Source organism: Algoriphagus chordae, from assembly GCF_003254055.1.
Classification (GTDB): domain Bacteria; phylum Bacteroidota; class Bacteroidia; order Cytophagales; family Cyclobacteriaceae; genus Algoriphagus; species Algoriphagus chordae.
On record NZ_QKZT01000003.1, the window covers coordinates 147,694 to 173,059 of the forward strand.

23 protein-coding genes are annotated in these 25,366 nt (G+C 40.3%); 13 read left to right on the forward strand and 10 right to left on the reverse strand.

Features of this window, described 5'->3' with window-relative positions:
- The 3 genes from LV85_RS04310 to LV85_RS04320 all read right to left on the reverse strand — a co-directional run bounded on the left by LV85_RS04310 (nucleotide 1) and on the right by LV85_RS04320 (nucleotide 5,393).
- The gene (locus LV85_RS04310) at nucleotides 1-1,506 is read right to left on the reverse strand and encodes a DUF1501 domain-containing protein (protein WP_111316958.1); all 1,506 of its coding nucleotides are present in this window, start codon (nucleotides 1,504-1,506) and stop codon (nucleotides 1-3) included.
- 1 nt (nucleotide 1,507) lies between these two features.
- Entirely contained in the window at nucleotides 1,508-4,249 is a 2,742-nt protein-coding gene (locus tag LV85_RS04315; protein ID WP_111316959.1) for a DUF1553 domain-containing protein, read from the reverse strand.
- Between the two features lie 196 nt (nucleotides 4,250-4,445).
- A complete protein-coding gene (locus LV85_RS04320; protein ID WP_111316960.1) occupies nucleotides 4,446-5,393 on the reverse strand; it encodes an NAD-dependent epimerase/dehydratase family protein in 948 nt (315 codons plus the stop codon).
- Between the two features lie 156 nt (nucleotides 5,394-5,549).
- Between LV85_RS04320 and kbl the strand changes: the two genes are divergently transcribed.
- Nucleotides 5,550-6,746 carry a glycine C-acetyltransferase gene (gene kbl, locus LV85_RS04325; protein WP_111316961.1) on the forward strand — a complete coding sequence of 399 codons (1,197 nt, stop codon included), beginning with the start codon at nucleotides 5,550-5,552 and terminating at the stop codon, nucleotides 6,744-6,746.
- A gap of 225 nt (nucleotides 6,747-6,971) precedes the next feature.
- Here the strand turns inward: kbl and LV85_RS04330 are convergent, their stop codons facing one another.
- A complete protein-coding gene (locus LV85_RS04330) occupies nucleotides 6,972-7,697 on the reverse strand; it encodes a DUF5715 family protein (RefSeq protein ID WP_111316962.1) in 726 nt (241 codons plus the stop codon).
- Nucleotides 7,698-8,020: 323 nt separating this feature from the next.
- Here LV85_RS04330 and LV85_RS04335 point away from each other — a divergent pair, with 323 nt between their 5' ends.
- Entirely contained in the window at nucleotides 8,021-8,626 is a 606-nt protein-coding gene (locus tag LV85_RS04335) for a helix-turn-helix domain-containing protein (protein WP_158531138.1), read from the forward strand.
- Between the two features lie 29 nt (nucleotides 8,627-8,655).
- Here the strand turns inward: LV85_RS04335 and cdaA are convergent, their stop codons facing one another.
- Together cdaA and folP are read right to left on the reverse strand one after the other, a co-directional pair.
- Nucleotides 8,656-9,537, reverse strand: a complete 882-nt coding sequence (cdaA, locus tag LV85_RS04340) for a diadenylate cyclase CdaA (protein ID WP_111316964.1) — start codon at nucleotides 9,535-9,537, stop codon at nucleotides 8,656-8,658.
- A complete protein-coding gene (gene folP, locus LV85_RS04345; RefSeq protein WP_111316965.1) occupies nucleotides 9,534-10,418 on the reverse strand; it encodes a dihydropteroate synthase in 885 nt (294 codons plus the stop codon). Before folP ends, cdaA begins: the two co-directional genes overlap by 4 nt.
- A gap of 14 nt (nucleotides 10,419-10,432) precedes the next feature.
- Between folP and LV85_RS04350 the strand changes: the two genes are divergently transcribed.
- The 3 genes from LV85_RS04350 to LV85_RS04360 are packed head-to-tail and all read left to right on the forward strand — an operon-like array spanning nucleotide 10,433 to nucleotide 12,605.
- A complete protein-coding gene (locus LV85_RS04350; protein WP_111316966.1) occupies nucleotides 10,433-10,978 on the forward strand; it encodes a DUF1599 domain-containing protein in 546 nt (181 codons plus the stop codon).
- Nucleotides 10,971-12,071, forward strand: coding sequence for a BT_3928 family protein (locus tag LV85_RS04355; protein ID WP_111316967.1), 1,101 nt, complete (start codon nucleotides 10,971-10,973; stop codon nucleotides 12,069-12,071). The genes LV85_RS04350 and LV85_RS04355 overlap by 8 nt, the downstream gene beginning before the upstream one ends.
- Nucleotides 12,072-12,074: 3 nt before the next feature.
- Nucleotides 12,075-12,605 carry a shikimate kinase gene (locus LV85_RS04360; protein WP_111316968.1) on the forward strand — a complete coding sequence of 177 codons (531 nt, stop codon included), beginning with the start codon at nucleotides 12,075-12,077 and terminating at the stop codon, nucleotides 12,603-12,605.
- On the opposite strand, the gene LV85_RS04365 is transcribed toward LV85_RS04360, so the two are convergent.
- Both LV85_RS04365 and LV85_RS04370 read right to left on the reverse strand, forming a co-directional pair.
- Nucleotides 12,595-14,124: an OmpP1/FadL family transporter gene (locus LV85_RS04365; RefSeq protein WP_111316969.1), complete on the reverse strand. Its 1,530-nt coding sequence runs from the start codon at nucleotides 14,122-14,124 to the stop codon at nucleotides 12,595-12,597. The two genes, LV85_RS04360 and LV85_RS04365, sit on opposite strands and share 11 nt — an antisense overlap.
- Nucleotides 14,125-14,302: 178 nt before the next feature.
- On the reverse strand, nucleotides 14,303-15,637 hold the full coding sequence (locus LV85_RS04370; protein WP_111316970.1) for a hypothetical protein: 1,335 nt from the start codon (nucleotides 15,635-15,637) through the stop codon (nucleotides 14,303-14,305).
- 123 nt (nucleotides 15,638-15,760) lie between these two features.
- On the opposite strand from LV85_RS04370, the gene proS reads away from it, so the two are divergent.
- The 3 genes from proS (at nucleotide 15,761) to floA (ending at nucleotide 18,822) form a co-directional block, all read left to right on the forward strand.
- On the forward strand, nucleotides 15,761-17,242 hold the full coding sequence (gene proS / locus LV85_RS04375) for a proline--tRNA ligase (protein ID WP_111316971.1): 1,482 nt from the start codon (nucleotides 15,761-15,763) through the stop codon (nucleotides 17,240-17,242).
- A 100-nt stretch (nucleotides 17,243-17,342) separates the two neighbouring features.
- Nucleotides 17,343-17,801 (forward strand): NfeD family protein, encoded by a 459-nt coding sequence (locus LV85_RS04380; protein WP_111316972.1) that lies wholly within the window; start codon nucleotides 17,343-17,345, stop codon nucleotides 17,799-17,801.
- Between the two features lies 1 nt (nucleotide 17,802).
- Nucleotides 17,803-18,822: a flotillin-like protein FloA gene (floA, locus tag LV85_RS04385; protein WP_170125598.1), complete on the forward strand. Its 1,020-nt coding sequence runs from the start codon at nucleotides 17,803-17,805 to the stop codon at nucleotides 18,820-18,822.
- A gap of 10 nt (nucleotides 18,823-18,832) precedes the next feature.
- Here the strand turns inward: floA and LV85_RS04390 are convergent, their stop codons facing one another.
- Both LV85_RS04390 and hemA read right to left on the reverse strand, forming a co-directional pair.
- Entirely contained in the window at nucleotides 18,833-20,398 is a 1,566-nt protein-coding gene (locus LV85_RS04390) for a WG repeat-containing protein (RefSeq protein ID WP_111316973.1), read from the reverse strand.
- Nucleotides 20,399-20,492: 94 nt separating this feature from the next.
- Complete coding sequence (gene hemA, locus LV85_RS04395) at nucleotides 20,493-21,758, reverse strand: glutamyl-tRNA reductase (RefSeq protein ID WP_111316974.1); 1,266 nt, start codon at nucleotides 21,756-21,758, stop codon at nucleotides 20,493-20,495.
- Between the two features lie 217 nt (nucleotides 21,759-21,975).
- On the opposite strand from hemA, the gene LV85_RS04400 reads away from it, so the two are divergent.
- The 5 genes from LV85_RS04400 to LV85_RS04420 all read left to right on the forward strand — a co-directional run bounded on the left by LV85_RS04400 (nucleotide 21,976) and on the right by LV85_RS04420 (nucleotide 25,326).
- Nucleotides 21,976-22,635, forward strand: coding sequence for a ComEA family DNA-binding protein (locus LV85_RS04400; RefSeq protein WP_245942143.1), 660 nt, complete (start codon nucleotides 21,976-21,978; stop codon nucleotides 22,633-22,635).
- Nucleotides 22,636-22,685: 50 nt separating this feature from the next.
- Nucleotides 22,686-23,159, forward strand: coding sequence for a type I restriction enzyme HsdR N-terminal domain-containing protein (locus LV85_RS04405; RefSeq protein ID WP_111316976.1), 474 nt, complete (start codon nucleotides 22,686-22,688; stop codon nucleotides 23,157-23,159).
- A gap of 110 nt (nucleotides 23,160-23,269) precedes the next feature.
- On the forward strand, nucleotides 23,270-23,926 hold the full coding sequence (locus tag LV85_RS04410) for a Crp/Fnr family transcriptional regulator (protein ID WP_111316977.1): 657 nt from the start codon (nucleotides 23,270-23,272) through the stop codon (nucleotides 23,924-23,926).
- A 36-nt stretch (nucleotides 23,927-23,962) separates the two neighbouring features.
- The gene (locus LV85_RS04415; RefSeq protein WP_111317161.1) at nucleotides 23,963-24,472 is read left to right on the forward strand and encodes a rhodanese-like domain-containing protein; all 510 of its coding nucleotides are present in this window, start codon (nucleotides 23,963-23,965) and stop codon (nucleotides 24,470-24,472) included.
- Nucleotides 24,473-24,561: 89 nt separating this feature from the next.
- Complete coding sequence (locus LV85_RS04420) at nucleotides 24,562-25,326, forward strand: DUF547 domain-containing protein (protein ID WP_111316978.1); 765 nt, start codon at nucleotides 24,562-24,564, stop codon at nucleotides 25,324-25,326.
- Nucleotides 25,327-25,366: the final 40 nt, after the last annotated feature.

A 25,366-nucleotide genomic window follows, 5' to 3' on the forward strand; every position in this document is an offset into this window, starting at 1 on the left:
TTAAGCTAATATTTTATTGATCAATTCACCTTCCACATCCGTCAATCGGAATGGACGGCCTTGGAATTCATAGGTGAACTCCTCGTGGTCAAAACCCATCAAGTGTAGAATAGTGGCATGAATGTCATGAACAGAAACTTTATCCTCAATGCCAGAAAATCCAAAATCATCAGTTCGACCATACGTCACGCCTGGCTTAATTCCGCCTCCTGCCATCCACATGGTAAAGGCATCACCATGGTGATCTCTACCAAGGAAACTTTGAGTTTTACCTTCTCTGTTTTCCTGCATTGGCGTTCTTCCAAACTCACCACCCCAGACTACCAAGGTGTCTTCGAGCATTCCTCTTTGTTTCAAGTCGAGTAGCAAAGCGGAAACAGGTCTATCCATTTCACGGCATTTATTTCTCAATCCCATGTCAATCGATCCGTCATGATCTGTGCCATGAGTATCCCAGCCCCAATCATACAATTGAACAAATCGAACTCCTTTTTCCACTAGTTTTCTGGCAAGGAGACAGTTGTTTGCAAAGGATTCTGTGCCGGGATTTGTGCCATATAGTTCATGAACAGCCTTTGGCTCATCATTGATATTCATAACTTCTGGTACTTCGATTTGCATGCGATAGGCCATCTCGTATTGATTGATTCTTGCGAGAATTTCAGGATCTCCATACGCATCAAACTCCTCTTTATTCACGGTATTGATCGCATCAATAACATTTTTCTTCAGGTTCCGAGACATTCCAACTGGGTCATCTAGGTACAGAACTGGATCGCCTTTGGATCGGCACTGCACGCCTTGATAGACAGAGGGTAAAAATCCTGATCCCCATACACTTTTGCCTGCATCTGGAGTTTTTCCTCCTGAAGTAAGCACTACGAAGCCAGGAAGATTTTGATTTTCTGTTCCGAGACCATACGTCACCCAACTACCAATGCTAGGACGTCCAAGTCGTGCACTTCCTGTTTGCATCAAAAGTTGCGCAGGGCCATGGTTGAATTGATCTGTATGTACAGCTTTCAAAAAGGAGACTTCATCAGCCAGTTTTTGAAAGTGGGGCATGAAATCTGAAATCCAGGCGCCAGATTCTCCATGTTGGGAAAAGTTTGCTTGAGGGCCCAAGAGATTAGGGGTTCCCCGGATAAAAGCGAATTTCTTTCCTTCCAATAGTGATTGCGGAGCGGGTTGGTTATGATATTTTGCCAACTCGGGCTTATAGTCAAAAAGCTCTAGTTGAGATGGCGCACCGGCCATGTGTAAATAAATGATTGACTTTGCTTTTGCACCATAAGGAGGAGGCAAAGGAGAAAGCGGATTCAAATCTCGCTGACTAAGGTTTAATCCAGTCGATCCTGCTGAGGTGCCAGTGCCACAGCCAAACATCAATGGTGCCATTGCCAGACCACCAACTTTAGCGACACAATCCATCAGGAAATGTCTTCGTGTTTGCTTTTCTAGCTTTTGCTTCGCAAACTCAGCTAACATTCTATCGAGACTTTGCATATTAGGGTTTGGTTAAGAATTCGTCCATGTTTAGCAGGGCGTTGGCCACGACAGACATTGCCGCTTGCTCAGGATTAGTTGATTTGTCTTTGATGTCAAAGAAGGCTACCAAAGATTCAGGGTCACTTTTGTATTCGGCGAGCGCTTCCTCATAGAGTGTGGAAAGTGTCTCTAGTTTTACTTCTGTAATAGGATTTAGAACTAGCTTTTCATATCCGTAAGCAATGCCTTTTTCCGGTTTATCCGCATCTTGTTTGACCATATCCTCAGCCAAATAATAAGCTGCTTCAAGATACACAGGGTCATTTAATGTGACCAAAGCCTGTAGTGGAGTATTTGTCACAATTCTTCTACTCAGGCAAACTTCTCGGCTGGCTGCATCAAAAGAAATAAAGGATGGATAAGGACTTGTGCGCTTCAGAAAAGTATAGATACCACGTCTATGAGCATCTTCGCCCATACTTTCGTTCCAGGATTCTCCATTATAAACTGTCTGCCAAATACCTTCTGGCTGATGAGGTTTTACTCCTGGACCATACATCTTATCACTTAGCAATCCAGAAACAGCCAGTGCTTGATCACGAACTTGCTCAGCATTTAATCTGAACCTTGGTCCACGAGCATACCATTTGTTTTGGGGGTCTAGTTTGAAAAGCTCGGCAGAAAGAGCTGAAGATTGCCTGTATGTAGCCGAAGTGACGATTTCACGAATCAAGCTTTTCATGCTCCAATCGTAATCATTCATAGTCTTCCAAGCTAGGTAATCTAGCAATTCAGGATGAGAAGGCGGGTCAGACTGCGTACCCATATCTTCCAGAGAACTAACGATTCCCCTGCCAAAAAGCTGATCCCAGACTCTGTTTACCAAGGTTCTGGAAGTCAGTGGATTCTCCTTATCCATCAACCAATAGGCAAAACCTAAGCGATTGCTAGGCCATTCTGGATTCCAGTTATTTAGGATTTTTGGGGTTTCTGGATTTACTTTTTCGCCCAGAGTCATCCAGTTGCCTCGCTCAAATACATGCGTTTCCCGAGCCATATAGCTAGGGTTTTCGATTAGGATAGGCAACCTTGTTCCTCTGAAATTCAAGGCTGTTTCCCATGTGTTCTGAACATCCTTGAAACCTGGTTTGTCTTTCCCGGCAAGTGATGGTACAAAGGCAAACCAAACGAATTTGGCAGCATTTTGATCAGAGGTTACTCTTGTATTTTCCACCTCTAGATAAAGGTCAATTAGGCCAGTTACAGGTTTGAGGGGAATCGCCCGGGTAATGTCACCTTTAGTTTTGTTGATTGGGAATTCAGCAAGAATTTCTCCTGTAGGTCCTCCATTTCGGATGGTCATCTTACTGCCATCGAGTCCAGAGCCATAGTACATCAGCATTTGGTCAGAACCGCGAGTATCTACCTTTCGGAGATAGGCAGAACCATTCGCCTGGATTCCCAGCCATTTGGTATCTATGAGTTCAGCATTATCGAAGTCTACAGCATTGTGTGAAGGATACTTAGGTTCAAGGTAAGTCAGGAAGTTTTTACGCTCTGTAGCTGCTTTTGAACTTTCATTTTCTTTGACCCAGCTTAGCACCGACTCAATTTCAGATTTCTCCTCAGGTGAATAAAATCTTAGTCTAGGCTCCTCATCGTGGGTGTCTTCGTCGCGGGAATTATTGAAAAAAGCAGCTGATTCGTAAAACTCTTCGTGTCGGATAGGATCGTATGGATGACTGTGACACTGCACACAGGCCATGGTGGTGCTTTGCCAAACTTCATAAGTGGTGCCCACTCGATCGAGAACAGCTGCCACTCTGAATTCTTCATCGTTAGTTCCACCTTCATCATTGTTCATGGTGTTGCGATGAAAAGCTGTGGCTGCTAACTGATCTTCCGTAGGATTTGGTAGTAAGTCACCAGCCAATTGCTCGATGGTAAATTCATCGAAGGGTTTGTCGTCATTGAAGGCTCGAATAACGTAATCACGATATGGCCACATGGTGCGGGAAACATCGCGCTCGTAGCCTTTAGTATCTGCGTATCGTGCTAAGTCTAGCCACCAAGTTGCCCATTTTTCCCCGAAAGTAGGAGCAGAGAGAAGTTTGTCCACAGCCTGTTCGTAGGATATTTCTTGAGAAGTAAATTGATCCACTAGTTCGGCAGTAGGAGGCAAGCCCGTAATATCGAGTGCAGCTCTTCTCAGTAATTTAAGAGGCTGTTCTTCTTTCGAAAAAGCTAGCTCATGCTCTTCGAGCTTTTGGCCTACATAAAAATCTATGGTATTGGTGGATGTTGGATTGTTATCTGGAGAGAATCCAGCAGAAGTTTTTTGAGTTATAGTTTCTGGAGCTTGAACAGGATCATACGCCCAATGTTCACCCCATTTAGCTCCTTGTTTTATCCAGGTTTTTAGTAGATCGATTTCCTCTGGAGAAAGCGGTGTCCTTTCATAAGGCATTCTGACTTCAGGATCATTTGAAGTCAAGCGTCTAATCATCTCGCTACCATTTGGGTCGCCAGGGATTATTGCGGGATGTCCAGATTGAGTATTGGCAAAAGCTTCCTCTTCGAAAAGCACTGAAAAGCCACCGCTCTTTTTCACTCCTCCATGGCAGGAGATACAGTTTTTATTCAGAATGGGTTTGATCTGCGTGCTGAAATCCACTTCCTTCTCCTGACCAAAAATCATAAAACCAGCAATGGTAATGATTATGGCGAGGGTGAGAAAACCAGCTATTTTGAGGTTGTTCATTTTCTTGGGATGAATCACCAAAATAATGAATATTAGATTACTACAAAAGCTTCCTGTGTAATATTAGTGCGTAAGACCTAGATGTTAGAGGGAGTCAAAAAATCGATTTTCAATATCACAAAAAATAATTTGTAAGAATTTGAGATCACCACGGTATTAAAAAAAACACCCCGCTTGAAATAGCAGGGTATGAATATTAGAATTTGAAGTTTGGAAGATTCTCCAAAATGTCTTTCGTCATGGCGTCTAGATCATAGTCATGTTTCCAGCCCCAATCTTTCCTTGCGCAGGAATCGTCGATGCTATCTGGCCAGCTGTCAGCGATGGACTGACGGAAATCAGGATTGTACTCGATTTTGAAGTCTGGGATATGTTTTAGAATGCTTTCATAGCTCTCCTTAGGTGTGAAATTCATTGCAGCCAGATTATAACTAGAGCGAATTTTGACAGATTCACTTGGAGCATTCATGAGGTCCAATGTCGCTTTGATCGCATCTGGCATATACATCATTGGCAGAGAACTATCTTCACGTAGGAAGCAGTCAAATTTTTCTCCTGCCAATGCTTTATGGTAAATATCCACTGCATAATCTGTCGTGCCGCCACCAGGAAGTGATTTATATCCGATCAAACCTGGGTAACGCAGACTGCGAACGTCCACATTGAATTTCTGAAAATAGTATTCACACCATCTTTCGCCCGCTTGTTTGGAAATACCATAGACGGTATTTGGCTCTTTGACGCAGTATTGGGGTGTGTTGATTTTCGGAGTATTTGGTCCAAAGACAGCAATGGACGATGGCCAGTAAACTTTATTAAGCTTGAATTCTTTGGCTAATTCTAGCACATGAAGCAAACTCTCCATGTTGAGTTCCCAAGCGAAAAGTGGTTTTTTCTCACCTACAGCCGAAAGAACGGCAGCTAAATGATAGATCTGAGTGATTTTTTCGTTTTTGACCAAATTTCTTAAGCCATCCTTGTCCATCACATTGAGGACTTGAAAGCGGCAAAAGTCAAATTTTGCTTGTGCTGATTCGTTGAGATCAGTAGCGATTACTTGCTCTGCACCAAACTGATCTGCCAGAGAACGAGTGAGTTCCGAACCCAATTGCCCTGCGGCGCCTATTACCAGGATTTTTTCCATTGATATTTCTTTCAAAATCTACCTAAAGAAGAGCTCTAGGTTTTTGTTTATATTTGGGTTTGCAGTCGCAAAAGTAAGAAAAAACTGCTTCCTGAGCAGAGTTTTTGACCAAAGGAATTATACGTTTTTGCATCACATAAAAATCAACTAGCTATCATGTACGATCAGTTCAGACCCAAATTACAAGAAGAACTTAAAGGAATAGAGGAAGCCGGACTTTTCAAAAAAGAACGTGTTATCACTTCGCCACAGTCTGCAGAAATCACCATTGCAGGTGGACAGAATGTTTTGAACTTCTGTGCCAACAATTATCTAGGGCTCTCTTCACATCCAAAAGTGATCGAGGCAGCCAAGGCAGCGATTGATTCTCATGGCTATGGGATGTCATCCGTACGTTTTATTTGCGGGACGCAGGACATTCATAAGGAGCTGGAGAGAAAGATTTCCGAGTTTCTCGGTACGGAAGATACTATACTTTATGCAGCGGCTTTTGATGCAAATGGTGGTGTATTCGAACCTATTTTAGGAGCTGAAGATGCGATTATTTCTGATGCATTGAATCACGCTTCTATTATCGATGGTGTTCGTCTTTGCAAGGCCATGCGTTTCAGATATCAGCACAACGATATGGCTGATTTGGAAGCTCAATTGAAAGATGCTGTGGCAAAGGGAGCGAAGCAAAAAATCATTGTGACAGACGGAGTGTTCTCAATGGATGGGACAATTGCACAGTTGGACAAGATAGTGGAGTTGGCAGAAAAGTATGAAGCGCTAGTGATGACGGATGAGTGTCACTCTACAGGTTTCATGGGAAAAACTGGTCGTGGTGTTCATGAGCATTGTGATGTGATGGGTAAGATAGATATCATCACGGGCACGCTTGGAAAAGCTTTGGGAGGTGCTTCAGGTGGATTTACTTCAGGAAGAAAGGAGATTGTAGAACTGCTACGTCAGCGCTCTAGACCATATTTGTTCTCCAATACCCTGGCGCCATCCATCACAGGTGCTTCTATAGCAGTTTTTGATCTGCTTTCTGAGACCACTGAATTGAGAGATAAACTAGAAGATAATACCAAGTACTTCCGTGAGAAAATGACTGAGGCAGGATTTGATATTAAGCCAGGAGAGCATGCCATCGTTCCGATTATGCTGTATGATGCGGTACTATCGCAGCAAATGGCGGAGAAAGTATTGGAGAAAGGTATTTACGTGATTGGTTTTTATTTCCCAGTGGTGCCAAAAGGCCAAGCAAGAATCCGTGTTCAGATCTCAGCTGGTCATGAGCGAGCACATTTAGATCAGGCAATTGCTGCTTTCACTGAGGTTGGAAAAGAATTAGGGGTAATCGATTAACAGAATTGTCCGCAAGGACAGTATTTACTTTATTGGTTGGATGTCCGATGCTAGGTGTCCGATGCAGAAAAGCCGGGTTTCTAAGTTAGATTCCCGGCTTTTTTATGATTTATTAATCGAAATGACGCGATAGAGGTAATAGGAGCGGAGTTATTTTAACCTTGAAAATTGAGTTTTGTGAATTGATCATTGAGACTTTATACACTTCTCTCGTCTCTAAAAATATTACCGAACTGTCACGTGGTAACAACTCTGATTTCTTTCTTTGATGAAGACGATTTTATCAGCTTTTTGAAATTCATCTAGAATCTTTTCAAGCTTTTTCTTCGCTGCCCAGTTGGAGCCTTTCTTGCCGTTAAATCTCACGTAAGAAATGTCAAAGGAAACCCCGTAGGAGTGAGAGCTTATGCCGGAAGTTGCATTTCTATTTCTCTTTCTTAGACTTTTTTGCTGCTCCGGAGTTCGCGTTACGGATGTTATGGTAAAGAAACTTTCGTCTTCAGTTAGTGTTTGGAAAGCTAGTCCCAATTCTTCAAGGACGACTTTTGAGTAAGGGGTGACGTAAGGATGGCTATGAGTAAGTTTCATCACTTCGTATCCATTTCCTTGGCTTATTAGCACTAACTTTTTCTCCTCAATTAATTTATTGTAATGCTCTTCATCATCAATTAGTCCAAATCCATTATGCTCTGCAGCATAGAGATGCTTATCATATTCTTTGGTGATTAAATCATCAGGAATAGGTGGAATTACTCTAGGAGCGGGTAAGTCTATTGTGATAGGCTCTAGTTTTTCAGATTTTGTATCAGCGGTTTTTGGTTCACTGGTTAAGCTAGAATAGGTGTCTTTTAATTGCTGTTTCAATTCAGGCATATATACTTGCGTAGCCCAAGCACCTGCCGAAAAAAGTACAAAAAAAGCGGCAAGGTAAATTAGAGAAGGTTTTTTCATAGGAAATGAGGTACTCGATTTTTTCAGGTTTTGCAGATAATCAATAAAGAATGCGGAGCAAAGATTAATCCATACTAAATCCTAGCTACAAACTATTTTCTTTTTTTTGAGTGCTCCTGCCTCCATTTTGATGGTGTTGGCAATTTGTCTTTTTTTGGAATTAAATCCCAAAGGAAATTTTCCTGAGGGTAAAATGAATTTATAAGAGGTGTTCTAAGAGGAATAGGGCGGTATGACACAAATGACGTAAGAATGACGTATCCAAGTCACAAATATTTTAGTCTTGCCAAACTATTTTTGAATTCCACAAAATGAGCATGAAAATGGATAGCAAAGCACTTGGTGTAAAGTTGAAGACTCTTCGGTTAAAAAAGGGGTATTCGCAGGATGAATTGGCGGAATCTGCGGGTGTTAGTTTGAGAACTGTCCAGCGAATGGAGAATGCAGAAGCAATCCCACGTATGGACACGGTAAGGCGATTGTTTCAGATTTTTGGTATGAGTCCCGATGAGGTTTTTGACTGGACTCAAACCGAAGACAAGGGGTATCTAATTGGGATGAATTTGTCAGGACTTGCATTTGTGTTGATTCCTTTGTTAGGAGTTGTCTTACCAATAGTTCTATGGATGAGTCGAAAAGATAAAATAACTGGAGTAAGTGAACTTGGGCGGCAATTGGTCAATTTCCAGATTACATGGGCTGCATTTTATTATTTGGCTACTTCGCTCATTATTTGGATTGCGAGCTTAATGGTGATTTCAGGATCTGGGGATATACAGCCTAGTTATTTGGTGAATGGGTCATTTATCCGCCTTGGGTTAATTGCTATTTTGTATTCCTTTATAATTGTGATGATATCCTGGAATACCTATAGAATCTATAAGGGCTTACCAAGCAAATACTTTCCTAAAATTAATTTCTTGAAATAATAAACGGCTAGTGAGAACATGCAGTTCTTCTAAGAAGCTGACTTACTCGTCATGGCAAGTTTTCTGCGCTTCTTCATCTCGTATTCTTCGAGATCTTCAAATCGCGCATCCAAGTCTATGCTGTTCAAGTAATCATTGATTGTTTCTCTGATTTCTTGAAAGGACATATTGTGCAAAATTTTACCATTCTTGGACATGGAAAGTTGCCCTGTTTCTTCCGATACGATCAATATCAATGCATCCGTGGACTCAGACATGCCGATAGCTGCGCGGTGACGAAGCCCAAATTGCGCTGGGACTTCGCGCTCTGTAACGGGTAAGATGCAGCGAGCGGCCTTTATTTTGCCGTTGTGGATGATTACAGCGCCATCATGTAGGGGACTGTATTTGTTAAAAATGGAGATCAGTAGTCTTTTGGATAATTCTGCATCGAGAATATCGCCACTTTCTGCATAAAACTTCAATTCTGTACCTTTTGAAATCACCATCAAAGCTCCAGTATTACTTCCTGCCAAAGTTTTGGATGCATCTATGATCGGGCTAATATTGAAAATAGCATTGTCCTTTTTTCTCCAGAAGAACAGCATGTCGCGCCAGACATTGTCGTCAGATAGGAGAGAGGATCGGCCTATAAGCAATAGAAATTTCCGGATTTCTGGAGCAAAAATAATGATCGCGGCTATCACACCTACTCCCATGAACTGTCCTAAGATCGCAGACAGAAGCTCCATTCTAAGTGCCCGAACTAACAGGTAGATTAGGTAAATGGATAGAAAGCCCAGAAAAATTTTAATTGCGACACTGCCTTTTAGCAGTTTATAAACTTGATACAATAGGGCAGCTACTAAAGCAATATCAATGATATTGACGATAGAGATGTCTAAAAATCCTATTTTGAAAAGTAAAGTCAAGGGTATAAAGTTTTGTATATTTTTATCGTTTCGTTAGCTTCTTTAACGTCATGAACTCGTAGGATGTTTGCCCCATGACACAAAGCAAACATATTTAATGCAGTAGTTCCATTCAGTGCCTCGCCAGCATCTAGATCAAGTGCTTTTGAAATCATTGATTTTCTGGAAATACCTACCATTATTGGTGTTGAAAGCGACTGAAACTGGTGAAGGTTCCGCAAGAGGAAATAATTTTGTTCTAAAGTTTTTGCAAATCCAAACCCAGGGTCAATTATTACATCTTTGATGCCAAACTTTTTGAATTGTTCCAGTTTTTCAGCGAAATAATACAATATTTCTCCTAAAATATCTGAATAATTCGTTTTTTTCTGCATGTTTTGAGGATTTCCCCGCATATGCATAGCTATGTATGGGACCTGAAGCTTTCCAACCGTCAGGAGCATTTCCTCATCTAAATCTCCTGCCGAAATATCATTTACTATATGAGCTCCAGAACCTATAGCTTCCTCAGCAACTTTTGCACGAAAAGTATCTACTGAAATTAATATATCTGGATAATAAGTAGCAATCCATTTAACCGCAGGAATCACTCTGTCGATTTCTTCTTGTAAACTTACTTCGGCAGCTCCTGGCCTAGAACTATAACCTCCAAGATCCAGTATACTAGCACCGTAAGAGATGTGTGACTTTACTAAAGTTGCCACTTTATCCAAGGATTTTTCGGTTCGACTCCCTTCGAAAAATGAATCTGGTGTCAAATTGACTATTCCCATCAGTTGTGGTTTGTCCCAACTGATTAGCCGTCCATCGATTAGGAGGGTGTTTTTTTGGGGAAATGATTTATCTTCGATTTTGGAAGACTTGCCCGGAAGAGGAAACATTAAATTAAGATACTTTGGAGACGCAAACGAGTAACGAATATAAGGAAGTTATCAGCCGTTGTAAAGAACTATTTCGTAAGAAGACTATAGATTATGGTACAGCTTGGAGAATTTTCCGGCTTTCTTCGATTACAGACCAGATTTTCATCAAAGCACAACGGATTCGCTCCATTCAGGAAAAGGGCAGTCAAAAGGTAAATGATCCGATTGAGGATGATTTTGTAGGGATTATTAATTATTGCCTAATTGCTCTGTTGCAAATCAGCTATTTGAAAGATGAGCGGATGGAGATTCCCTTTGACGAACTCGAACCAGCATACGATCACTGGGTGACTGAGACAAAAGGTCTATTGGAAAATAAAAATCACGATTATGGAGAAGCATGGCGGGAAATGCGTGTGAGTTCTATGACCGATATAATTTTGATGAAATTACTTCGAACGAAGCAAATAGAGGATAATCAAGGACAAACTTTGGTGTCTGAGGGAATAGAGGCTAACTATCAGGATATGATCAATTACGCAGTATTTTGTTTGATTAAATTAGATTATCATGTTTAAGCAAGGGTTTTTATGGGTGATTCGATTTATTGTCGGCGGCCTTTTTATTTTTTCTGGATTGATTAAGGTCAATGACCCAGTAGGAACAGCGATAAAATTGGAGGAATATTTTGATGTTTTTTCTAATGACATCGCAGGTTTCTTTTATTACTTCAAGCCAATTGCACTTGAGCTAGGAGTATTTCTGGTAGTCTTGGAGGTGGTTCTTGGTATAATGTTGATTTTGGGTGTAAAAAGCAGATTTACCGTTTGGGCACTCAGCCTGATGATCTTGTTTTTTACCTTTCTTACCTTTTACTCTGCCTATTTCAATAAGGTAACGGATTGTGGCTGCTTTGGTGATGCGATCAAATTGACCCCCTGGGAATCCTTCTATAAGGATTTGATCCTTTTGGTTTTGATCTCTATTCTCTTTTTGTTTCAAATGGATTTGCCAAAAACATCGCCTAATTGGGCAAAAGGGCTGACTTTAGTAGCCTTGGTCATGTCCTTAGTATTGGCAGTACTTGCTATCCGTAATCTTCCATTTATTGACTTTAGAGCATATAAAGTAGGGGTGAATATTCCTAGAAATATGCAGCCGTCTTCTCCTTTATTGTATTCCTACGTGATGAAAAAAGATGGGGAGCTACAAACTTTTGATCAGTATCCTGCTGACGAGAGCCTGGAGTTTGTTGAGATGAATTTGAAGAATCCAGATGCCTTACCTAAGATTTCTGATTTCGCTGTTTGGAATGCCGATGGAGATTATTCTGAAGAGATTTTCACGGGAAATAAACTACTAATCTTAGTAAGTAGCATGGCCAAAATGAGTGACTCAAACCTGGATCGTATTGATCAACTAGTTCAATCACTAACAGGATCGCCAGTGCAGCCGGTTTTTGTGGCAGCCGCATCCGAGGAAGAGATCCGGAATTTCATCAAATCAAGAGGATGGGATATACTGTCACTTCAAGCAGATGCTACTGTAGTCAAAACTATGATTCGTTCAAATCCAGGGATTTTGGTATTGAAAGTAGGAACGGTTCTAGGAAAGTACCATCACAATAATACTCCTGAGCCAGGCGAGATTTTAGATTTATACATGAAATAGGAGATGGGAAAGGATTTGAAGATTGTATTGGTGGGATTGCCAGGATCTGGAAAAAGCACTTTTGGTAGACAATTAGCTGCTGTTTTGCAATTCCCTTATTATGACTTGGACCATCTTATAGAAGATCGTTTCCAGATGAAGATTCCTGATATTTTCTCTCGATATGGTGAGGGTAAATTCCGTACATGGGAAACTGAGGTACTGCAAGATCTTTTGAATAAAGAGGATTCTTATGTCCTTGCTTCTGGTGGTGGTTGCCCCTGTTTCAATGACAACATGGATCTGATCAATGAAAAAGCAGTGTCTGTTTACTTAGATGTGCCTTTATCAGAGATTTCCATGAGGCTTAGCACTTCAAAAGCCCAAAATAGACCAATGTTTTTGGGACTGGATCAGGGCGAAATAATCTTGAAATTGAAAAATTTACTCGTACAGCGGGATTCCTTTTATAGCCAATCAAAAATAAAGCTCAGCGGGGAAGATTTCTCCGCTGAGCTTTTGGTATCTGAATTAATACGTCTGCTTAAAAGCTAAGTCCAAGGGTTAGCACACCGTTGATTTGACTATTTTTGATTTCAGCGACTGGGCCAATGTTATTCCCCTGATTGTCCAGGACTTGATAACTACTATAAAGAGTATTGTACTTTTGATTGATTAATGCAAAGTCAATAGAGAATTTATTGATTTTCATTCCCAGGCCACCACTGATTTGCTGTGTGCTTCTGTCATAATCCGATTCTGCAATAGGGTCTCCGTAATAGCCATATCCACCTCTAAATCGGAAATTATTCAGTCTAAACTCTGCCCCTAATCGGAAGTTGACCGTACTGGCATATAGGTTTTGAATTTCTAAATTATCTGAATCCACATTAAAATCCCTTGATTTTATTCTTGCTGCGCTGTAATCAACCCAATCAACATCCGCTGAAAGAAACCCACTTTTACCTAAGAAAAAGGTAGCCCCAGCACCAATTTTTAACGGAGTATTTAGATTGTAGGAACTTATAATTATATCAGATAAAGCCTCTTCAGTACCCAATGTGATACCTTCAGGCTCATAATCGTAATTATCGTAGACAGCAATTGTGCTAGAGCTGTATTCGTCATTGAGGGCATACCAAGTAGGAGATTGGAAGTTGAACCCAAGATTCAAATAATCTATTGGTTTATAGATTAAACCTAGATTAAGATTGATTCCTCCACCATTGATAAACAAATTTTCTTGCAGATTAGAATTGATCAGTGGTTCATTAAAAAAGTTTTCTGAATAAATCTTTCTGGAATTGAAGTTTAAAGTCCGAACTCCCACAGAACCACCTACAAATAACTTGTAATTGAAATTAGCTCCGTAGGCAATAGTTATTTGACTGGAGCTACCTTCTTGAACTATATTCTCAGCTTGATTGGGAAAGCCTAAAACAAATGAGTCATATTGTCTAGGATTCTGAATTGGGGTTCCGTCCTCATTAAAACTAATTGGATTGATCTGGTAAGTAAGGTAAGCCAAGCCGGTAATTCCAAAGGATTCAATTTGATTCTCGGGAATTCCGGCTCCGTTGTATCCATTATTTGCAGTCTGAAGATAGTAATCGATAATGGATGTTTCCCCTGCTTTGTCTGAGTTATAGCCATATTCAGTGTTGAAATTGGCTATTCTCTGAATACTAAAACCAAAAGAACCTCCTTTGAATGCCCCTCTATCAAACTCTCCTTTAGGATTAGCCATCACAAAACTGACATTTGGCAAGGAGAAGTTGGTCGTATTGTAATCTCTATTTTGATCTAGGTAATTTGTGTTTACGCCCCAGTTAGAGTAGCCTATGGTGGCAGATGCCTCTGAGGATCTGAAGAAGCCTAAACCAGCTGGATTTCCAGCTATATTGGATACATCACCACCTAAAGACCACTGCGTTCCGCCTACACCGATTATCCTTGCTGAGCCGCCAGGGATTACTTGGCTGAAGCGATAGGCATCTTCAAAGTATCCACCTTGTGCTACTACCATGGAACCTGTAAATAAAAATAGGGATAAAACCAGAATGGATATTCTCATTTAGATTTGATTTGGGTGTGATTAATAAACGTGAAGTTGGGCAAGAAATGTTACTTAAACTTAAATTTCTTTTACAAAAAACACTTAAATACCTTAACTGACAAGATCAATAAACCAATAAACAAAAGTAAGGCAGTGATTCCACTGCCTTACTTTTGTTTATTTTAATACGCAATAATTAATTTCCTCGACCTCCTCTAGAAGTACTTGAGCTACTTCTAGTAGTAGTTCCTCCTGTAGATCCACTACTTCTGCTAGGTGCAGTATAAGTTGGTGTGGTGGTTCTAGTTGGAGTAGTTGTCCTCGTTGGAGTTACGGTTCTTGTATTAGTGTTAGTATTGCTTCTATTGTACGTTGGGGAAGTTGTTCTTGTAGGAACGTTACTTCTATTGTACGATGGACTTGACGATCTGCTATTTGAAGGAGATATTGTTCTTACTGAATTACCTCTTCCTGTATTTGTAGTAGTACCTACACTTGGTCTAGCAGAAGGCATTGCACTTCTTGTTCTAGAAACTGGTCTATCCATTGCAGCAGAACTTACATTTCTAGTGCTTCCTTCTCTAGTTCTAGAGTTGTAGTAATCATTTTGAGAAGAGCTGAAATCTCTTGCTGTCATTCTAGAGCTATTAGAATTAGAAATTGATCTTCTGTCTGTAGAGTTACTAGTATTTAGGACATCTCTTCTAGCTTGTGCTCTAGCTGTGCTTGGTTGAAGCGCTGCATTGGAAATATTTCCTCCTCTAGATGCTGCAAGTGATGTTCCTCTTGAAGGTCTTGCACCTCTTACTACGCTGCGACTACCATATTCTCCACCAGGAAGGATAGGGTTGCTTGGGTAGATAGGGTATCCCCCGTAGCCATAGCCTGGATATCCTCCATAACCATAACCTGGGTAGCCTCCACCATATATTGGAGGATAGTATCCGCCACCATAGCCAAAGCCAAAACTAAATCCAAAAGATGGTCTGAAACCAAAAGATGGTCCAAATCCATATCCGTATCGTGGTCCATAAAATGGATCATAGAAATTTGGGTACATCCATGGATTCATCATTCCACCGTACATCATGCTGTATCCCATTCCAAAACCCATAGTGAAAGCCATGTTTGAGTTAAAGGCTGATCCAGAATTGGAACCATTACCACTTACGGTGTAATTATCGTAAGCATTAATGTTTGGATTGCTTCCTTCATCTCCAACTTCATCGTAGTATACAATTTCATCTGAAACTGGTTCTTGATCAGCCTGATACCTGGCGATATAGTCTGGATTCACGTTCCTAGAGCTAAAGCTTTCCTGAGGAATAGCTTCAGTTGCCGTGGATGATAGAGTTTGAAATTGTTCAGGATTATTGTTTTGCACCGCATATTCAGTTGCTACTTTTGCATCTGATGCCATGAAATACAAATTGTCATTAGCATCTGTAGTAGCCAATTGACTCGTGCTACACGAAGCTAAAATCAACGATCCAAGGATGAATGAGGAGGTTATAATTAGTGGATTCTTCATAGGTGAAGTTTAAGTTGTTACTTTCTTATACGTGGGTAGGGGTGAAGGGTTATACTTTTTGGTTTATATTTGCCCCGCATAAGTTAGCAAAAATAACGATAATCTGTATCCCAACCAACCACAATGAGTAAAGGACTACCTAAGAGAAGCGAGGATTATTCGCTTTGGTATAACGAATTAGTAAAAAAAGCCGATTTGGCTGAGAATTCAGCTGTTAGAGGCTGCATGGTCATCAAACCCTACGGCTATTCTATATGGGAAAAAATGCAAGCGGAACTTGACCGGATGTTTAAAGAAACCGGTCACTCTAATGCCTATTTCCCACTTTTTATCCCAAAATCATACCTGAGCAAGGAGGCAAGCCATGTAGAAGGTTTTGCAAAGGAATGTGCTGTAGTTACACATTATCGGTTGAAAAATGCTGAAGATGGTAGTGGCGTAATCGTAGATCCAGAAGCAAAGCTTGACGAAGAGTTAATTGTACGCCCTACTTCAGAAACTGTTATTTGGAGTACTTACAAAAATTGGGTTCAATCCTATAGAGATCTTCCCTTGTTGGTAAATCAATGGGCAAACGTAGTTCGCTGGGAAATGAGAACTAGACTATTCCTTCGTACCACAGAATTCCTTTGGCAGGAAGGGCATACAGCCCATGCTACCAAAAAGGAAGCTGAAGTGGAGACTAAGCAAATGATGAATGTCTATGCACAGTTTGCTGAAGATTTTATGGCTTTGCCAGTAGTACGAGGAAGAAAAACTGAAAGCGAGCGTTTTGCTGGAGCTGATGACACCTTATGTATCGAGGCTATGATGCAGGACGGAAAAGCACTTCAGGCAGGTACTTCTCATTTTTTGGGACAGAATTTTGCTAAAGCATTTGATGTGAAATTTGCTACCAAAGAAGGTGGTCTCGAATACGTTTGGGGTACTTCCTGGGGAGTTAGTACACGTTTGATGGGAGCATTGATTATGGCTCACTCAGATGATAATGGTCTAGTTTTGCCTCCAAAGTTGGCTCCAATACAAGTTGTCATTATTCCTATTTATAGAAAAGAGGAAGAATTTGACGCTATTACTGAGAAAGTAAATGAGATTACCGCTGAACTCCGTAAAGTAGGGGTTTCAGTGAAATATGATAATCGTGATACGCATAAGCCAGGTTGGAAATTTGCAGAACATGAATTGAAAGGTGTTCCTTTGAGAATTGCAATTGGCCCAAGAGATTTGGAAAATGGCACCATAGAAATTGCTAGAAGAGACACTTTGACCAAGGAGCAATTTGAATTGGCTTCCCAACCGATCTCTGAGAAGATTTCTTCCATGCTTGATGAAATTCAAACTAGTATTTATTCTAAGGCATTGAACTTTCGCACAGAAATGACTACGGAAGTAAACTCATGGGATGAGTTTAAAGAATTACTAGAAGAGAAAGGTGGTTTCCTTTCAGCTCATTGGGATGGGACTTCGGAAACCGAAGATAAAATCAAGGATCTCACCAAAGCGACTATTCGCTGTATTCCTTTAGATCAAAAGGAAGAAGCTGGAGTTTGTGTCTATTCAGGCAAGCCCTCAACTGGCAGAGTCCTTTTTGCAAAAGCCTACTAATCAGCAAGCCCGGAAATATCCGGGCTTTTTTTGTTTTAATTGACGAGGGGTAACAATGAAACTTGTATTTTAGACCTCAATTCTTTTCCTGATAAAGTCAATGACCCTCCTAGTACTATCCAGTCTCCTAATTATCGGCCTTGTCCTATTGCTTGCTGAGGTACTCTTTGTGCCAGGCACCACTGTAGTTGGCATATTTGGTTTAGCAGTAAGTTTGGCAGGAATTGTCTATGCTTTTCTGAGTTTTGACACTGAGGTCGCATGGTGGATTACAGCATTGGCGGTAATCTTGAACCTTGCTGCTATTGTGTACGGATTTAGCTCTGGTGTTTGGAATCGATTTTCTCTTAAGACTTCCATGCAAGGAGGGACTTTTGATGGTCGTACTGATTCCTTACAAATAGGAATGGTTGGAAAAACAATATCAGACTTAAAGCCAATAGGAAAAGCTAGCTTTGAAGATGATGTGTATGAGGTGAAATCAGAAAACGGGTTTATTACAGTGGGAACAGAGGTCACCATTATCAAAATTGAAAACAATAAAATTATAGTCAAATAATATGGAGAATTTAGATCCGAACAGTTCAATGTTCATCCTAGTGGCCGCGGTCGCAGGAATTGTCCTACTTTTCATCTTCTTGTACTTTGTTCCAGTCAACCTCTGGATCACGGCTCAATTTTCCAATGTGAAAGTTGGGATAGGAGAGCTAATCGGGATGAGAATTAGAAAAGTGCCACCTAGTATTATTGTTAATTCTCTGATTACAGCCACTAAGGCTGGGGTGGAGCTGACGACCAATGACTTGGAAACTCACTACATGGCAGGCGGTAATATCCCCAACGTGATCAGAGCTTTGATCTCAGCTGATAAGGCGAATATTAACCTGACCTTCAAGCAAGCTACAGCAATTGATTTGGCTGGTAGAGATGTATTTGAAGCGGTTCAGATATCTGTAAACCCGAAGGTGATCAATACGCCTAATGTAGCTGCAGTAGCCGCAGATGGTATTCAATTGATCGCTAAAGCTAGAGTGACTGTTCGTGCAAATATCGCGCAATTAGTCGGTGGAGCTGGTGAAGAAACCATTCTTGCCAGAGTAGGTGAGGGAATTGTAACTTCAATCGGTTCAGCTGCTACGCACAAAAGTGTACTAGAAAATCCTGATAAAATCTCGAAGCTAGTTCTTCAAAGAGGTTTGGATGCTGGTACCGCATTTGAAATCTTGTCTATTGATATTGCAGATATCGATGTGGGAACAAACATTGGCGCGAAACTTCAAATCGATCAAGCATCTGCGGATCTAAAAGTGGCGGAAGCAAGAGCAGAAGAGCGACGTGCGATGGCAGTAGCCCTAGAGCAGGAGATGAAAGCGAGAAATGTAGAAATGAGAGCTAAGGTAATTGAAGCTGAAGCTGAAGTGCCAAGAGCATTGGCAGAAGCTTTCCGTAGTGGTAGACTTGGAGTGATGGACTATTACAAAATGGAAAACATCCAATCGGATACTTCGATGCGGGAATCCATAGCCAACTCGGATTCTGAATCGAAAGATTCATCGAAAGGCAAAAACGAGAAAAAATAAAGAAAGGGGCTTAGGCCCCTTTTTTGTTTTTCTTATTTGATTCGACTACGATTTTAATCACCGTAGGTGTATAATTATTTTTTGTGAAAATCTGATCATTTGCCCAATCCACCAGGACTTCTTCATAGGCTAAAGGAATAATAATATCTCCTGCCTCGTTGATTACTCCTGTGAATCCATCTTTCTGTACGATCACAAAATTCTTTCTTTCTCTTCTCAGATTTTCAAACTCCGCAGGGATTACTTCATTTGCCTCACTATCAAGAAGACCGGATTTTCCTGACTTTTCTACCATGAAATAGCCATCAGTAGTGCGGTAAATATTGTCAAAACCTTCCGAATTAAGAACTGCGCCAAATGTGTTCAAAAGAAAATATTTGCCATTTGTTTTTGCAATAGCTAGTCCCTTATAGAATGGCTTTATTTCTTCCCAAGTGGCCTCGGAAATCTGTTCGCCTGATGGGCTAATTAAACCCCAGTTTTGTGTGGTACGATAAGCTGCGATATTCTCTGCAAACATAGTTGCCTCAGCGTATTGAGGCTCAATAATCCAAGTTCCGGCTGAATTCACATAGCCAAAAGCGCCTTTTGATTTAGCAGGAAAAAGCCCCTCAGTCCCAAACTCAATCTCCTCTACATCTAGCATTGGTTGCACCAACCAGCCCTTTTTGCCTAAAAGTCCAATTTTTTCATCCCGAAAATGAACATTGTATAAGTCCTTACCGATTTTGTTTACAGCTGTCATGCCTACATCATCCAGCAAAATACCATCATCTTCCATGACACGACGAAGCTTGCCATGAATGTATTCTAGCATGATGTCATTCTCAAAAGTAATTTTATGGAAAGAGTTGTAGCGGATATTTGATTTGATATCATTTCCCTCGATCAGCAAGTACTGATCTTGGTTGAATCCATAAAAGAAATTGCTATGGGTATGCTGTAGTGTCTCAATGATGGGATCCATTACATAGTCTCCTTCTCTATTGATCAGACCATAACCAGAAGCTTCCTTAGCTAAAACAAACTCACCTTCATTATCTGAGAGAAGCTCAAAAGTTTTGTCGGGATTGATAGATAATGGCAAAGAATACTCATCCCCTTTACGGACGATGATTAAGCCTGTATTGGTGATCTTAGCTTCATCCAATTCTCCTAAATAAGTTGTCTTGTTATGACCTTTTTGAAATAACCAGTACTCATTGCCTTTGCTTGCCAACAAAAAGCTGAAGTAAGTGTCTATTTTTTCGTATTCTAAGGGTAATACTTTCTGTCCATATTCATGAAATGCCCCAATTCCGTTTGGTCCTTTTACAAGTATCCACGGACTTAGGTATTGATAGATTTCAGTTCCTTCCAGTGAAACGGCCGGGCTCAAATCGTTGGACAATAGAGAGAGTTCATCGCCTACCTTGCCCACTCGGACGGTTTCACTGAGGATATCTATATCATCGTAAATCAAACGTGATTGAAGCTGAATTTTGGTGTTGTATACCTCCCAAGATTGAGCTTGTGCAGACTCAGAAATCCAAAAAGTAAGTAGGAGACTTAGGAGCGGGGTAAAGATTTTATTCATTTAGATATAGGTTATTCGGCAAGGTGCTATAGGTAAAATGACCAAAGGTTTGGGACAATCCTTTGGTCATTTTTTATTGAGTTGGTAGTGTTACTTATTCTGTTTTAACCTTCTCTAGATCAAATAGATCTGAGATTATTTGGATCATTTCTTCCGCTTGGTCACGCTGACAAGCAGCTCTAAGTTGTACTACCGGAACTTTGAGGATTTTTTGCATCATACTCTTTGTGATTTTGTCGATCACAGCAAATTCCTTTTTATCAGCATTTTTCGTAAACCTCGCCATCTCTTCTTGACGGATTTGCTCTAAAGCTTTCTTAAGTTTATTGATAGTAGGAGAGGCGATCATTTCTTTTTTCCAATCGAAAAACTCACTAATGCTCTCCTCAATTATATCTTCCACTTTTGGTACAGAAGCCAATCTCTTTTCCAGGGTTTCAGAAGCTTTACTTCGAATGTTGTCTACATTATAAAGCACTACACCAGGAACATCTTCTACGGAAGTCTCTATGCTTCGAGGTACTGAGAGGTCTACTAGTAATTTGTAACTGTTGATCTGGAATTTATTGACCAGCTCCTTGGTGATAAAAGGTTCTGATCGCTGAATAGAACAAACTATTACATCGGCTTCCTCCATAGCCTCAAGGCAGTTCTCAAAAGGAACTACTTCAAATCCCATTTCCGCAGCGATAGTTTCTGCTTTGGATTGTGTTCTATTGGTGATCTTGACTTTCGCAGTAGGGATATGAACCATATTCTTGGCTACATCTTCACCGATTTCACCTACTCCAATCAATAGTATTCTTGGTTCAAAGGTGTTTGAAGTCAAACTTTCTATCAATTCAATCGCAGCATAAGATAAGGATGCCGCCCCATCTCTGAAGGCTGTTTCTTGTACGATACGCTTATTGGTAAAAAAGACGGTATGCATCAATCGATGAAGAAACGGACCCGTCATATTCAAATCAGCAGAAGCCTGATAGGATCTTTTCACCTGATTGGAAATCTGAATATCACCTACGACCTGAGCTTCCAATCCCATAGATACCCTGAACAAATGCCTGATTGCGGCTTTGTCATTATTGAAAATCTCAAAATATTCTAGGTAATTAACGATATCAGTCAGGCCTTTCTCAAGTCCTATCAGCTTAATGATCTCAGTGCTTATGTCTAGATCATGGCTGTAATAGACTTCAGTTCTATTGCAGGTGGAAAGTATCAATGCATCATTTAAGCTAAAAAAGTCCTTGAGCTTCAGTAATATAGCGTGTATAGCCTTATCGTCCAGAGAAATGATTTCCCGGATTTGTACAGGTGCATTTTTATGTGATAGACTGAGGGCTCTTAATTTGACTTGCATCATGTATAAGCTTGGACTGCAAATTTAACAGACATAGGCACGGGACCTGCCATTTCGGGCAGGTATCTATTAATTTGTAACCTGTCTAAATAACTTTCAAGTATTAGGATACAAATATAGTGGTTCTTGATTTACTAGACTAAAACTATTATCTTATGTAATTGATAGTTTATGTCACCTTTTTTGATGAACTATGGTCGCTAGATTTTTTTATTGGATGAAAGTATATCTGGGGTTTTCCAGAAAAGAGTCACGAGGTTTTGTGCTGCTCATCCCCGTTTTGCTACTACTCGTTATTTCCAGCCCTGTTTATAAAGCTATTAGAACCTCAAAATCAGAGAATTTTCATCTGCAGTATTTAGCGAGTATTGATAGTCTTGAGAAGTCAGGATTTGTCCTGCTTACTTCGCCTTTTCCGGTGTTTAATCCTCAAGATACCATTGTAAAGAAGTCAAATTCTAAACAGCTTGAAAACCTAAACCGAATCCCATTTTCTGAAGCAGATTCTGTCACCCTCCAAATAGTGCCTGGAATTGGGCAAAGTACCGCTGGTAGGATCGTGAAGTTTAGAGAAAGTCTTGGTGGGCTTCATAGCAAAAGTCAGCTCTCTGAAGTGTATGGACTGAAACCAGAGACAATTGATGCAATCTGGGAATATTTTGATTTTTCTCCAGCGATTTTTAGGAAGATTAAAATCAATCAAGTTGAAATTGATGAGCTAAGGCAACATCCTTATGTCAGTTATGCGGAGGCGAAAGTCATAGTCGCCTTTAGAGATCAACATGGTGATTACCAGAACTCTGATGACCTTCTAAAGATAAAGATTTTCAAGCAGGAATGGATCAATAAAATTTCTCCATACTTAGATTTTCAATAATAGGGCAAATTCACTATTCCCAACTGAGTGATTTTCCCCATCTTTGGATCATGGATTCTCACTTGGATCAGATTCAATTACCCAAACTTAATTTGCCACATTTCGAGCCACAGCTTCAGGAGAAGGATGGGAAGTTTTGGGTGTTTGATTCGCTACGCAAAAAACAGTTGGTATTGACCCCCGAAGAATGGGTTCGACAGCATTGGATTAATTTCCTGATCAACCAATTGAAATTCCCCAAGGGGCTATTGGCCATGGAAAAAGGCTTGCTCTACAATAAATTGCTCAAGCGGACTGATCTCGTTGTCTGGGATAAAAGTGGAAATCCTTATTTATTGATAGAATGCAAAGCACCCAAAGTGAAATTGACGCAAAAAACAATCGAACAGGCATGCATGTATCATAAAAAATTGAAAACGCCATTTTTGCTCATTAGTAATGGATTACAACATATTTGCTTGAGTTTTGATGCTATGGAGGAGAAGTTTACACAAGAGAAAAATTTTCCAGAACCTCCGATTTAAATCCTGTGTTGTAAATTTGTCGTTATAATAACCTGAAATTATCTCATCTAAGTATGTCCAAGCCCGATTCAGTTCATCCTTGTGATCTTTGTTCCAGTCGGAGATTTTCTATGTTTTCTGATCTTACCAAAGAACAGGCATGTAATATTTCTGATAATAAAAACATGATTTCTCACCGAAAAGGGCAAATGCTTTATTACGAAGGAGCAAAGCCACTAGGGGTTTTTTGTGTGAATGCTGGAGTAATCAAGATTTTCAAAACTGCTTCTAATGGCAAGGATCAGATCATTCACTTGGCAAAAACAGGTGATCTATTAGGGTACTCAGCCTTACTAGGAGAGGAAAATTACACGAATTCTGCGATGGTGATAGAGGATGCCAAAATCTGTTTTATTCCAAAAGAAAATTTCCTCAAGGCATTGATTAGTAATGGGCCTTTTTTCAGAAGACTTACCAAAGCGCTTAGCAATGAAATAGGGGTGATGGAAGAAAAATTGGTCGATGCTTCGCAAAAGAGTATTCGAGAGAGATTAGCTTATTTGATTGTGCAGTTGGCAAATTCTTATGGAATGGATGGTGGAGGTCATCAGCAGATCAATTTGGTCTTGAGTCGTGAGGAAATAGCCGGCTTGATCGGTACTGCCACCGAGTCAGTTATTCGATTATTGTCAGAATTCAAAAAGGATAAATTGATTGAGTTTGAAGGTAAAAAAATCATTATTCTAGATAAGGAAGGTTTAGTCAAGCTATCAGATTTTTATGCCTAAACTGAACATGATAGCTTCTATGTGGGTTGTGCTGGTATGAAGTCAACATGCACTAGAAACACGCTTTCGCTAATTATCCTAATTTTATTTTTGCATTTTTCCAGTGATTTGGCAGCCCAATCGGTTGCCTACAAAGCGCTGCTTTCTACACTTTATGATTCTGATTTTCCTATTGTAAAACCTGCTGAATTGACGGATTTGAGCAAATATCAGATTGTTGACACCAGAGAAAAAGAAGAATTCGAAGTAAGCCATCTGAAAGGAGCCAATTGGGTTGGTTACGATACTTTTAGCATTGATAATGTGTCCGGATTGGATAAGAATCAGCCCGTTTTGGTGTATTGTACTGTCGGAGCTAGGTCTCAAGAGATTGGCAAAAAGCTCAAAGAAGCAGGATTCAACCAAGTTTATAATCTATACGGTGGCTTGATCGAATGGGCGAATGAAAAAAAACCAATTTTTCATGAGGGCTCGCAAACCAATAAAGTCCATACCTATTCCAAATCTTGGGGAATTTGGCTGACCAAAGGAGAAAAGGTTTATTAAAAGCCTCTTTTGGTCTTCAACCCGACCAATTCCTATTTCATCAAATCCTTATTTTGAATCGGATCGTAAATCATCCTAAACAATTTCTTATGAAAAATCTAAAAATACATATTGCCCTATTCTTCAGTATGGTTCTTTTGAGCTGTCAAAGCTCCGTGCCAGGAATGGCAGGCACAAGTCCTCCGAGCAACAAAGCTTGGAATGAATTGCTCAAGGCAAATGTGAGTGCCGATGGAAAAGTGAATTACAAAGGATTCATTAAGGAGAAAGCAAAACTGGAAGCCTATGTGAAAAGCATCAGCGAAAATGCTCCCGATCGCAAAACATGGTCAAAAAACGAGCAATTGGCGTATTGGATTAATGCTTACAATGCTTTTACCGTGAAATTGATTGTGGACAATTATCCAGTAGAAAGTATCAAAGACCTGGGGCCAAAATTGAAAATTCCGATGATCAAGGACGTCTGGCATTACAAGTTTTTCAAAATTGGAGGTGAGGATTCCAGTCTAGATGAGATCGAGCATTCGATTTTGAGAAAAGAATTTGAAGAACCTAGAATCCACTTCGCTATTAACTGTGCTTCTGTTTCCTGTCCGCCTTTGCTCAATGAAGCTTTCGAGGCAGATACTATCGATGCTCAATTGGATAAGGTCGCCAAAGGCTTTATCAACGATTCCTCTAGGAATAAAATTACTGCTGAATCCGCACAGGTGTCATCTATTTTCTCATGGTTCAAAGGTGATTTCACCAAGAATGGCGATCTAATAGACTTCTTGAATAAGTACAGTACCACTAAAATCAAATCCTCTGCAAAAGTGAGCTATTTGGATTATGATTGGAATCTGAACGAATAGAACCAAGTTTTTGGTAAATTTCAAATTGAGTCTTATTTCA